Origin of the sequence: Paenibacillus sp. PL2-23 (genome assembly GCF_040834005.1) — a bacterium.
Lineage (GTDB): Bacteria > Bacillota > Bacilli > Paenibacillales > Paenibacillaceae > Pristimantibacillus.
Genome location: NZ_CP162129.1, coordinates 1048662 through 1059945, shown reverse-complemented (window position 1 = coordinate 1059945; position 11284 = coordinate 1048662). Strand labels below are relative to the sequence as shown.

The 11284-nt window shown below is 55.3% G+C and carries 14 protein-coding genes; 9 read left to right on the top strand and 5 right to left on the bottom strand.

The window, feature by feature from the left end:
- Positions 1-28: 28 nt before the first annotated feature.
- Entirely contained in the window at positions 29-1006 is a 978-nt protein-coding gene (locus AB1S56_RS04575; protein WP_340870540.1) for an aldo/keto reductase, read from the bottom strand.
- Between the two features lie 127 nt (positions 1007-1133).
- On the opposite strand from AB1S56_RS04575, the gene AB1S56_RS04570 reads away from it, so the two are divergent.
- The 5 genes from AB1S56_RS04570 to AB1S56_RS04550 all read left to right on the top strand — a co-directional run bounded on the left by AB1S56_RS04570 (position 1134) and on the right by AB1S56_RS04550 (position 4705).
- Entirely contained in the window at positions 1134-2327 is a 1194-nt protein-coding gene (locus AB1S56_RS04570; protein ID WP_340870541.1) for a glycosyltransferase, read from the top strand.
- A 30-nt stretch (positions 2328-2357) separates the two neighbouring features.
- Positions 2358-3527 (top strand): MFS transporter, encoded by a 1170-nt coding sequence (locus AB1S56_RS04565; protein ID WP_340870542.1) that lies wholly within the window; start codon positions 2358-2360, stop codon positions 3525-3527.
- Between the two features lie 3 nt (positions 3528-3530).
- Positions 3531-4139, top strand: a complete 609-nt coding sequence (locus tag AB1S56_RS04560) for a TVP38/TMEM64 family protein (protein ID WP_340870543.1) — start codon at positions 3531-3533, stop codon at positions 4137-4139.
- 98 nt (positions 4140-4237) lie between these two features.
- On the top strand, positions 4238-4381 hold the full coding sequence (locus tag AB1S56_RS04555) for a hypothetical protein (RefSeq protein WP_340870544.1): 144 nt from the start codon (positions 4238-4240) through the stop codon (positions 4379-4381).
- 45 nt (positions 4382-4426) lie between these two features.
- Positions 4427-4705, top strand: coding sequence for a transposase (locus AB1S56_RS04550; protein WP_340870545.1), 279 nt, complete (start codon positions 4427-4429; stop codon positions 4703-4705).
- A gap of 29 nt (positions 4706-4734) precedes the next feature.
- Here the strand turns inward: AB1S56_RS04550 and AB1S56_RS04545 are convergent, their stop codons facing one another.
- Together AB1S56_RS04545 and AB1S56_RS04540 are read right to left on the bottom strand one after the other, a co-directional pair.
- On the bottom strand, positions 4735-5901 hold the full coding sequence (locus AB1S56_RS04545; RefSeq protein WP_340870546.1) for a DNA alkylation repair protein: 1167 nt from the start codon (positions 5899-5901) through the stop codon (positions 4735-4737).
- A 97-nt stretch (positions 5902-5998) separates the two neighbouring features.
- On the bottom strand, positions 5999-7606 hold the full coding sequence (locus AB1S56_RS04540; protein WP_340870547.1) for an ATP-binding protein: 1608 nt from the start codon (positions 7604-7606) through the stop codon (positions 5999-6001).
- A gap of 395 nt (positions 7607-8001) precedes the next feature.
- Here AB1S56_RS04540 and mscL point away from each other — a divergent pair, with 395 nt between their 5' ends.
- Positions 8002-8463, top strand: coding sequence for a large-conductance mechanosensitive channel protein MscL (gene mscL / locus AB1S56_RS04535; protein WP_340870548.1), 462 nt, complete (start codon positions 8002-8004; stop codon positions 8461-8463).
- On the top strand, positions 8456-9127 hold the full coding sequence (locus AB1S56_RS04530) for an NUDIX domain-containing protein (protein WP_340870549.1): 672 nt from the start codon (positions 8456-8458) through the stop codon (positions 9125-9127). The genes mscL and AB1S56_RS04530 overlap by 8 nt, the downstream gene beginning before the upstream one ends.
- A 74-nt stretch (positions 9128-9201) precedes the next feature.
- On the opposite strand, the gene AB1S56_RS04525 is transcribed toward AB1S56_RS04530, so the two are convergent.
- Positions 9202-9627 (bottom strand): hypothetical protein, encoded by a 426-nt coding sequence (locus tag AB1S56_RS04525; protein WP_340870550.1) that lies wholly within the window; start codon positions 9625-9627, stop codon positions 9202-9204.
- A gap of 108 nt (positions 9628-9735) precedes the next feature.
- Positions 9736-9981 carry a hemolysin XhlA family protein gene (locus tag AB1S56_RS04520; protein WP_340870551.1) on the bottom strand — a complete coding sequence of 82 codons (246 nt, stop codon included), beginning with the start codon at positions 9979-9981 and terminating at the stop codon, positions 9736-9738.
- Between the two features lie 182 nt (positions 9982-10163).
- Here AB1S56_RS04520 and AB1S56_RS04515 point away from each other — a divergent pair, with 182 nt between their 5' ends.
- Together AB1S56_RS04515 and AB1S56_RS04510 are read left to right on the top strand one after the other, a co-directional pair.
- Entirely contained in the window at positions 10164-10565 is a 402-nt protein-coding gene (locus AB1S56_RS04515) for a helix-turn-helix transcriptional regulator (protein ID WP_340870552.1), read from the top strand.
- Positions 10566-10638: 73 nt separating this feature from the next.
- Entirely contained in the window at positions 10639-11277 is a 639-nt protein-coding gene (locus tag AB1S56_RS04510) for an ImmA/IrrE family metallo-endopeptidase (RefSeq protein WP_340870554.1), read from the top strand.
- The last annotated feature ends 7 nt before the right edge of the window (positions 11278-11284 follow it).

The following is an 11284-nucleotide window of genomic DNA, read 5'->3' as shown; positions in this document are numbered from 1 at the left end:
CGCGCCCTCAGCTGCTGCTCCCTCCCGCTTACCAGGCGTAAGCCTTCGGCGCGTCGCCGCCGGGGCCGGGGAAGATCTCGTCGATGCGCTGGAGCGTTGCTTCGTCCAGCTCTACGTCCAGGACGCGCAGAGAGCGCTCGAATTGCTCCAGCGTGCGAACGCCGATAATCGGGGCGGTCACGGCCGGATTGTGCAGGAGCCACGCCAGGGATACCAGATCCTCCGAGTGTCCCAGTTCATCGCAAAGCTTCGCATACGCCTCCAGCTGAGCGCCATGCTTCTCCAGGCGCTTGGCATCCCCGCTTCTGCGGCCGCCGCCGCTTCTGCGATGATTGCCTGCCAGCAGGCCGCCGTCCAGCGGGCTCCACGGAATAACGCCGAGCCCCAGCGCCTGCGATGCCGGCAGCACCTCGAGCTCCGGCAGCCTGCACAGCAAGTTATATTTGTGCTGCTCCGAGACGAGACCAAGCGTCCCTCTCGCCTTCGCCTCGCCTTGCGCCACCGCGATATCCCAGCCCGCGAAGTTGCTGGAGCCGACATAACCAATCTTCCCTTGTGCCTGAGCGTGCTCGAAGGCGCTCCACAGCTCACTCCAATGAACATGGCGGTCAACGTGATGCATCTGGTACAGCTCGATGTGGTCCGTCTGCAGACGCTTCAGCGAGCCCTCCAGGTGACGGCGAATTTTGTACGCGGACAGCCCCTGCTCGCGATTGGGACCGTCATATGTATCATGCATGTCACCATACACTTTAGTAGCCAGCACCGTTCGCTCGCGGCGGCCGCCGCCCTTCTGGAACCATTGGCCGATGATTTCTTCCGTACGCCCGGCATTCTCGCCCCAGCCATAGATATTGGCCGTATCGAAGAAGTTGATGCCCGCGTCCAGCGCGGCATCCATGATGCGGAACGCTTCCCTCTCATCGGTATCGACGCCGAAATTCATCGTGCCCAAGCAAAGCCTGCTCACCCTTAGACCGGATCGGCCCAGAACCGCATATTTCATTTCACTTATCTCTCCTTTGCTGAATATTACAAATCCTCAACAAAAATAATATAAAGGATTCATATACAATACACACCCGTTTTACAATAGCTCCTTAAACTTAGGCCAGGAGGTGCGTCAGCCCGTCATGAGACAACAACCCCATTACCGTTCGCCTAAGCTGCTCATCGTATACGCTTCGTATGGCGATGGGCATATTCAAGCGGCCAAAGCTCTGCAGGAAGCCTACTCGAACCTTGGCCACGACAAGCAGCAAATCGTGATGTACGACCTCATGGCCGAAGCACACCCCTGGATCAACGAGATGACAAGGCTATTTTATCAAAAAAGCTATACCCATCTACCATACCTGTACGGCTGGATGTACGATATTACGAAGCCGATGAAGCATGACTCCCTGTTCGGGAGCTGGCTGCATTCCTTCGGCAAGCAGAAGATTCGCCAAATCCTGCTGGCAGAGAATCCGGATGCCGTCGTCTATACGTTCCCGCTGTTCGCACCCCAAAGACTGCAGCAGAGAGGCAGCCGCATCCCATCCTATGTGGTGATGACGGATTTCGACCTTCACTGCCGCTGGGTCCACCCTGGCATCGACCGATATTACGTAGCAACCTCCGAGCTGCAAGCTGACCTCAAGCGTCTGGGCATCCACCATAATCATATTACCGTAAGCGGCATCCCGCTCAAAAAAGGCTTTCAAGCCGGAGCGCAGCCCAACCATACCTTATTCGCCAAACATGGCCTTCAGCCCGGCAAGCCTGTCGTCCTCATTATGGGTGGAGCTCAAGGGGTACTCCCCCATATTACCGAGATGTGCGCCTGCTTGCTTCGTCGCTCCAGCGACGTGCAGATCGCATTGGTCTGCGGCCGGAACCATGAGCTGAAGGCTGCTATTGATGCAGCCTACGGGCACGGCTCCCTGCAGCCCCGGCTGCGCACCTTCGGCTACGTCAACGAAATGCACGAGCTGATGGCGCTTGCCGATTGTCTTGTCACCAAGCCTGGCGGCATCACACTTGCGGAAGCCATCGCCGCAGAGCTGCCCCCTTTCATTTACCGCCCTGTTCCCGGTCAGGAGAAACGAAACGCGCTGTTCCTGCAATCCAAAGGCGCCGCCTTTGTTGCCAACGATCTCGACATGTTAATGGATGAGATGCTTGATCTCCTTCACGATCCGCTTCGCCTGATGAATATCCGACTGAACATTCGCAAGCTGCAGCCCAAAGGAGCTCCATCCACGGGTACGAATACTGCAGCAGAGGCGATAATTTTGGATATTGTATCCAACTTGCGTATAATAAATCATGCAACACACTTGTAATGTCAGCATCGGCAGCAAAGGAGTTCATAAGTGAGTATACGCCAAAACCATTGGATGGGAGCCGATATGAGGCTTCTGTCCGTCGTTCTGTTCATCGTCGAATTCGTGCGCGGCGCCGTGCTGGTCAGCCTGCTTCCCATCTATGGCGCCAAGACGCTGGGACTGTCTCCGGATGTCATCGGCGTTGCGATTTCCGCGCATTATTTGACCGATACCCTGCTTAAGATTGTGATTGGGTATTTGCTGGACCGCTTCTCTCCCCGCTTGATCGTGCAAATCAGCTTAGTGATTGCGCTTGCGGGCGTCTATGCCCTTCAGTTCGCCGAGCTGCCCTGGATGTTCATCGGCGCGGCCGCCATATACGGGATCGGCATGTCGCCGATCTGGATTGTCTGTCTGACCAAGGTGAAGGAGGAGCATCGCGCGACTCAGATGGGCTACCTGTATACGGTATGGCTCTTCGGGCTTGGCAGCGGACCCATCGTGTGCAATGTACTGCTGGATTACAGCACCTCCTTCACCTATCTTCTGCTTATCGTGCTGTCTATTCTGGCTGTGGCATTGTCCTTCGGTATGCGCAAGGGAGAGCTGGCAGCCATCCAGCGTATTCCTCTCAAGGAGCAGATGGCTGCCCTCAAGGAAAGGATCAGCGCTATGAAGATGCTTCTGCCAGGCATGATTCTGCAGACAACGGGAGCCAGCATGCTGGTTCCCATCCTGCCCACCTTCGCCAGCGAGGAGCTTGGCATGAGCGGCATCCAATATTCCATCCTCCTGACTGCAGGCGGCTTATTCGCTGTCGGAGGCATGATACCGATGGGCAAGCTGTCGGATCTGCTGGGCGGAAGCCGGTGGTTTCTTGTCGTCGGGTTCGGCTGCTTCGCCGCTGGCCTCTATATGCTGGCGTGGGGGCTGTCGTTTTGGTATTGTTTAGTTATTGCGGTAGCGCTTGGATTGTCTTATGCCGCAATCCTGCCAACCTGGAACGCCATGCTGGCGCAGTACGTGCCGCCGAAGCAAGAAGGCATCGGCTGGGGGATCCTCTCCACCATCGAAGGCATCGGCGTCATGATCGGGCCTGTCATCGGCGGGGTTATCGCGCTATGGGGAGGCGAGACGCTTGTGTTCTGGACAAGCGCTGCCTTATTCGGGCTAATTGGCTTATATTATTCAACACTGAAGCAGAGCGGGGTACAATAATTCATGAAGCATCTGCAAGACTGGATCACCAACCTGAAAGAAATGGATGTCGACAGCATCCAGCGGACACTGGAGAGCTATTCGCAATTCGGGCCGCTGCCCGGCATCCTCCTTCCCTTTGTGGAATCATTCCTGCCGTTTCTTCCGCTAATCCTGATCATTGCGGCCAACGCCAATATCTACGGACTTGGCTTCGGCTTCCTGTTCTCCTGGATCGGCGTGACAGCGGGGGGCATCTGCGTATTTCTGATCTGCCGCTCATTAGGGCGGAACGTTCAAGCGAAATTAATGAGGCGGTTCCCGAGGTCGGTCAGATTCTTCAACTGGATCGAACGCAAAGGCTTTACGCCGTTGTTCCTGCTGGCCTGCTTCCCCTTCACGCCCTCGATCATCATCACGGTAATTGCGGGTCTCAGCAAGATACCGTTCCATACTTTTTTGGTCGCAACGGTAATGGGGAAGGCGGTTATGATCTTCGTTATTTCTCTGATTAGCTTCGATATCGGCAATCTGGTGGATGAGCCCTGGCGAATCTTCGTCTCCATTACAGCCGTGCTCGTGATGTATTTCGGCGGGAGAATGCTGGAGAACAGGTATCAGATCAAGGGTTAGCTGCTCGGCACTCATAAGTTCCTTCCTCGCGTGGCACACTAATGCCGATCTTCCAAGGCGCAAGATCAAGACACTTCCTGCAGAAGGAGCGATAGCCCATGTCCGGCAAACAACCATCCGATCGCCAGAAGGCGGCCAGCAAGGCTCAGTCCATGGCTGACCAGCATCTCGCGAGCAAGGCGCAAGCCAGCGAGCTTCAATCGGAGGCCGACCGCGCAGCGGTGCCTAAGCACGGTTTGTAACCGGAGCCGCGCTTTCGAAGTCAGTGTGAGGAGGAATAAGGCATCATGAACGAAGATAAACGTATGAAACCGATAACCGGGGAATTCGTCGAGGCGGATGGTATCTACCGTAACGAATGGGGACGGGACGAGCGTCTGGAACGCGGGGACACCTTCCCGGCCGATCCCATCCTTGGCAGCACAGAGTGGAAGCAGGTCGAGCTTGAATTCGACAATCATCACGAAGGGCGCACCGACCCTCGGCTTACGCCTCATGATGACGATGACGATCCGGAAGCGCATATGCAGCATCCTCGGCGTCATCAAGGCAGCAACAAGGAGTAGCAGCAACCGAAGAAGGGAGAAGCGCGACGCTAATGCGTCGAGCCTCTCCCTTCTTTGTTGCGGCTGCCCGATACCGTCAGCTCGGTTCTGGCCACTTCCACCCCATTCACCCACAGCGAGATGCCATGAACGCCCTCATAATGCTTCCGAGTCGTCAAATCCGCAAACCGGTGCCTTCTGCTTCCCTTCACAAGCTCACCCTGGCTGAATTCGCGATCCGATAGCAGGAAGCGCTTCAAGGAGGTTTTGCCTCCCGCCTTCACGAAGTCAATGCCATATTCAATCCGCAGCTTCAGCCTGGTGCCGCCGGACTGGCCCGGTTCGCCCGCCAGCTGAATCCCGTATTGAAGCTCCGTCTCGCCGCCAATAGGCACCTCTGCGGCAGACAGCGTAAGCTCAGCGGCCTGTACCAGCGCCTCTCCCCGCTCTGCTTCCTTGCCGCCGGCCGAATAGCCGAATAATGTCATTACACGCGGGTGCGCCCGCTTGATCAGCGTCCGGCACGCATGCCTGACGATCCAGTCTGTCAGCGGATGCTGTCCCTTCCAGCGCTCTGCCAGCTCCATAACCAAATCCGGATGATCCTTGGCGATATCGTTGAGATGATTAGCCACGCTCTTGCGCACGTATAAGGAGGGATCGGCCTTCAGCTTCTCCAGCAGCGGGAGCATCGGAGAGGGATCCTGCTTGAAGCGCGTAAGCGCCTGTCCCCAGGGCAGTCGAGGCCGGGAGCCTTCGCTCGCCAAGCGCCTCACGTGCTCGTTGGAATGATTCGCCCACTCCAGCAGCTGCGGAATCATACGATCCGGATGCTCGATAATGAACGGCCTGACGGCAAATTCCGAAGAGGAACGCCTCGTGAAGCGAGCCAGCGCGTCCATGGAATGTGCCCAGTCGTCCTCCTCCCTCCCGAACACCTCCACGAAATCCGGGAAAAACAAATACGGGAAGCCCGTGCATGCTTCATCAACGAGATACAGGATGGCGAGCGCCTCCCTGTAATCTCCCGGCAGCGAGGCGCCGAGCGCCTCCGTAATTCTGCGGATGCGGGGCTTCAGCTCCAGAAGCTCCCAGTCGTCCTGTCGTGCCCGCTCTACAAACCGTTCCGTCTGGAATGGCGGCCAAGCGGCTCTCATCCGCTCGCCGAACTGCTCCAGAAAACTGCCGTTATACATGTTCTTCAGCGGCTCTGCCATGTTCACTCCTCCAACGCGCACTCACGAATTCGAACAAACGTTCGTTATCTAGAGGTATACCATACTACTCGCTTCTCTGGCAACTATTAATCCGCGCTCACATGAACAGCGACTGATCCAGCTCAGCGTTCTGCTCCTCGCAAGGCTTGCGATAGGGCAGCTTGATGCTGAACGTCGTGCCGATGCCAAGCTGACTCTCCGCAGTAATTTGCCCCTCGTGGTTTTCAATGATTTTGTAGGTGACCATCAGTCCAAGTCCCGTTCCCTTGTCCTTGGTCGTATAGAAGGGCTGGCCGATGTTGGCAAGCTGTTCCTCCGGTATGCCGATGCCTTCATCCTGGATTAGGATGGACACCATCTCTGCGTTCTCAAGGGCTAGCCTGATCCTGACCGTGCCTCCGCTTAGCATGGATTCGATGGCGTTCTTCATAATGTTGAAGAGCACCTGCCTCAGCTGAATATCGACGCCCAGCACCCATAGCGATTTCACGGGAGGCGCTTGTCCATAGTCCAGCTGAACACCGTTCTGCTTCGCAAGCAGGCTTAAGCCGGCCACGGTCTCCTTCATCAGCTTTCGTATATCCAGACATGCATATTCATACGCCTGAGGCTTGGACAGCATCAGAAGCTCGCTAATAATGGTCTCAATACGAATCAGCTCTGCGTTCATGATGCCATAATACCGATTGTTCTGGACACGGCCTGTGGAGATCAGCTGCATGAAGCCTTTAAGCGATGTAAGCGGATTTCGGATTTCATGAGCGATGCCTGCCGCCAGCTGTCCCGCAATGGACAGCTTCTCCGTCTTGATCATCAGCTCCTCGTTGCGCTTGCGTTCGGAAATATCCCGGATAATGACCTGCTCGATCGTGGAGCCATACAACGAGGTGCGGGTTCTGACAGCCTCTGTATAGATGTGCTTGCCTCGCAGGGTGGTCCACTCCAGCTCCACCGGAACGGCGTGCTCATCTTGAACCGCCTCGTCCGCGAGCCAATGGAGGAATCTGTCATGATGCTTCCTCTCCAGCTGCTTCAGCACAGCCATCCCCAGCATTTCGCCTTCACCGCTTGCCTCGAACAGCCGAAGCCCCGAGGGGTTCACATACTCCCAATTACCATCCTTAATCAAGGCAATCATATCCATGGAGTTCTCCACCAGCAGCTTGTACCTGCTGTTGATTAAGGTTAGTTTTTTGGCGCTGATCCAGGACACGAGACTGAAGCTGATAATAAACAACGTGGATAAACCCAATACGAAGGCAAACATCAGCAAATATTCATTAAATTTCTCTGTCGTCATAAGCTCCCGGTATTCAATCGTTACGGAGTGTATGCCGATCTGGTGCATAATGAGGTTGGACATGCCCAATATGAAGCTGAGGATCCATTTGTTTATTCCTTTGCGATTCAGCGTAATGACCGCCAAGGCTCCCGCCAAGCTTACCGCCAGCGAGCATGCAAGATCCGCCTTCTGGATATGGTAGGACTGCACCTTGCTGGACAGAATGGATAAATGCTGAATCGCCGCAGGAGCAAGTGCGAATAGAATCGCCGCCCCATACTCATGCCATCCCGTTCTCCGAGGCACGAAATAAAGCAGGCCCAGCGCGCCTGTGGTCAGAATGAGGCAAACGACAAACGTAGCGACGATGCTCCAATCCAAAATTAATAGGTGATCAGACGCAAGGAACGATACGACATGCATCGCCCAAAGTCCTAGACTGAATACAGAAGCGGCTCCCAGCACATGCAATCTCGCTTGATGTGGTACTTTCGCACTTATGGAATCAACCATACTTAGCGTTGTATAGGAAGCAAAGCACATAATTGCTAGAGATAGCAGCAGATAGTAAACGTTTCCGTGTACGATATGATCCATCTTCGTTCTATCTCTCCCATCATAAATAGCCTGCACGTTATAGTGACTTCGACAAATTACCAAAAAATCCTTTTCATTTCGAGTTATTCCTGCTTTTTTTTGTAAAAAAATGAAGTAGTTCCAAAGCACCTGAGACTTGCGAATCTCGTTTATCCGTGCTAGATTGGGTTCATAATAGAAGGAAGAGTGAAAGATATGGAAGGAACGGAGGGCCTTATTCGATGAAAATGATGCAAGAATTCAAAGAGTTTGCTATGAAAGGAAACGTTATCGATCTAGCCGTCGGTGTCATTATTGGAGGAGCCTTCGGCAAAATCGTCACCTCTCTCGTCAACGATGTCATTATGCCTCCTATCGGCGCGCTGCTTGGCGAAGTCAACTTCAAGGATTTAAAATATTATCTCGTGGACGTAACCGACATGGATGAAGCCGCGTTAGAGACGGCGGCCGCGATTCGCTACGGGCAATTCATTAACGTCGTTCTCGACTTCCTCATCGTCGCATTCTGTATCTTCCTGATGGTGAAGGGGATAAACACTCTGCGCCGCAAGAACGAGGAGAAGGAGAAGGCTCCTGCCGCGCCGACAGAGAAGGATTGTCCATACTGCCTGTCCAAAATCCCAATCAAAGCGACGCGCTGCAAGCATTGCACCTCGCAGCTAGAGGCATCGTCGAATGCCTGATGACGAGCTGTTCGACATCTACGACAAGGAGCTGCGCCATATCGGCACGGCAACCCGCGCAGATACGCATGCCAGAGGCTACTGGCACCGCTCGTTCCATTGCTGGCTGGCCCGCCGTGACGGAGACCGCCGCTACGTGCGATTCCAGCTGCGGCAGCTGACCAAGGATACGAACCCCGGCTGCTTCGACATTACCGCGGCCGGACATTTGACCGCCGGCGAGACGGTCCGGGACGCCGTGCGCGAGCTGGAGGAGGAGATCGGCGTGACGGCGAGCTTCGAGGAGCTCATCCCGCTGGGACAAATCACGGAGGAAGAGGAAGGCATGGTGAACGGCCGCCCCTTCATCGATCGGGAGGTCAGCGATGTATTCGCCTTGATCAGCGACGTGCCGCTGACAGCGCTGCGCCTGCAGCCTGAAGAGGTCGCAGGTGTCTTCGAGGTTGAGGTAGAGGAGCTGCTCGCCTTGTTCGAGGGGCGACGCGGGGAGCTTGCCGCCCATGGGGTTGAGCTGACCGGCTCGACGAGAGCCGAGGCAGAAGCAACGAACGAGCCCATCGGACTTCGCCCGAGCACCCGAAGCGTTCGCGCCAATCAGTTCGTGCCTCGCGACAACCGCTATTATGTAGAGGTCATGAACAAGCTCCTTGCTCTATCCTATTAACGATGGAACAGCCCGCGCTGTCGGTGACAGCGCGGGCTGCTGCATGTGTGTTGCAGGTCTAACGGGTCTAAGGCTTACAGGAAGCCGTTACCTCCGTAGAAGCCGTTGCCGCAGCCGCAACCGCAGCCTGTGTTCAAGCTTCTAACGCAAATATCGAATGTGACCACGGCGGATCCTCCATCGAAGCTGCAGCTGAGCTTGACACAATCGTAGCCAGGTCTCTTGAAGAAGCAGACGACTCTGCAATGCCGTCCGAACAGCTCATGAATCGTTCTGGCGTCGCAATGGCGGATCGCAGCAACGAGCCTGCGCGCCTTGCAGCGCTTCCGAAGATTGTTGAACTTGGCGCCCAGCACGCGCCCAGCATCTTGAATCCCTTCTACAGCGAAATCTTCATGTCTGCGGTGATGATGGTGATGATGCTTGCGGCGGCCGTCCATAACGCCGGCGAAGCGGCTGCCCCTGCGGCCTAAGCCGCTGACTTGTAAATTGGCGGACATGTCATCCCTCCTCTCTATCATGCATACTCTATTTTATGCATCCGTAAGAGAGTAGTATGGGTTGATGAAGAGCGTCATCCGCTGAAAATGATAGGATCGCCTCTCTAGCTAGCCTCCTTTCACAACAAACGACAAAATCGCCGCAACCACCCCGCCGATAACCATGCGCCATAGCCATTTCTGATTGTCCTGCACATCCATCAGCGTCTGCTGAAGGGCCTTTACGGTTTGCAGCGCCTCTGCCGCTTCCTTCGCAGCGAGCTTCGCCGTTTCTTTGGTTTCGGCTGCTTCATCCCATTTGGTCTCTAAGCGCACCACTCTCTCTCGTATTTCCGAATACGCGGGTCCCGACATTTCTATCACGCTCCCTTTGTTATCTAGTACAAGATACTTGTACTCTTGTCCCTCATTCTATGTACAAGAATCTTGTATGTCAAGCGTTAAAATATAAAACGAATAAGCTATTGGCAAGTCTCTTGAGCTGAAGTACAATATTCTTGTATAAGTTCTGCGGAAGCCTGTAAGGAGAGATTACCGTGTTCAGAGCCGATCGGTTAACGGAACGCCGAAAGCATCATCAGCTTACGCAAGAGCAGCTTGCGCTGAAGGTTAACCTCACGAAAGCCGCAATCAGCAACTATGAGCAGGGACGGAGTGCCCCACCGCATGAGACGCTGGCAGCGCTTGTCGATGCTCTCCATACCAACGCGGACTACTTGCTGGATCTGACGGACGAGCCCGATCCCAAGGGAGCCATGGATCGGAAGCGCTCCACTGCGGAGCACCGCGATCACGAAGCCGGAGTGTACATCGCTTATCTGGGCGGTCCGCCAGAGGAGATGGACGAGGAGGAAGCCGAGCATCTGAAGCGCGAGCTGGAGATGTTCCGCGCCTTCAAGGAGAAGCGCCGCAAAGAGCGGGAAGCTGGCAACGAATAAGGATAAAGCCCTGCGAAGGGTTTTATTTTTCACCATATAACAGAACATATATTCTTATTTCAGGGGGTCACAGATGGAGGCCTTGAACTTTGAGTTGTACCGGCCAGCGGAGATGGAGCTTTGGATTGGGGAGATGTTTCATAGGAGCGGCTTGCGAGCGCCTGCTGACCTGAACGATTGGGACAAGGTCGCGTCGCTGTTCGGCGCCCACATCGCGTATACGGAGGGCGAGACGAAGGTCCTGTACGACGAGGAAGGCGATTGCTTAATCTTCTTAAATATTCACATGGACAAGCATCGGCAGAAGCTGGCGTTTTTCCATGAGCTGAGCCATCCCGCCCTGCATACGGGCAACCAGAGGCAGCTGCCGCAATCGTTCGTCGCATTGCAGGAAACGCAGGCCGGGTTGTTCCAGCTGTACAGCGCCATGCCTATCCATATGCTGCAGGCGTTCGTCCAGCTTCATTACCATCCGCAGGATGTTCGCCTGCTCGCTGAAGCGTTCGATGTTCCGCCGTCCTTCGTCCGGAAACGTCTGGACCGCATTGCTGGGCGCATCCGACAGCAACGGAGTGATCGTCAGCTCCGCGAGAGGATAGCCGGCAGCAGCGAGTCGCGGAGGGAGCCCTATTCGGACATGACGAACCGGCTGCTCCGGCAGCTTTATAGGCAGACAGAGGCCTCCCGCAGTGCAGGGATGACGAAAGGATAGATGAACC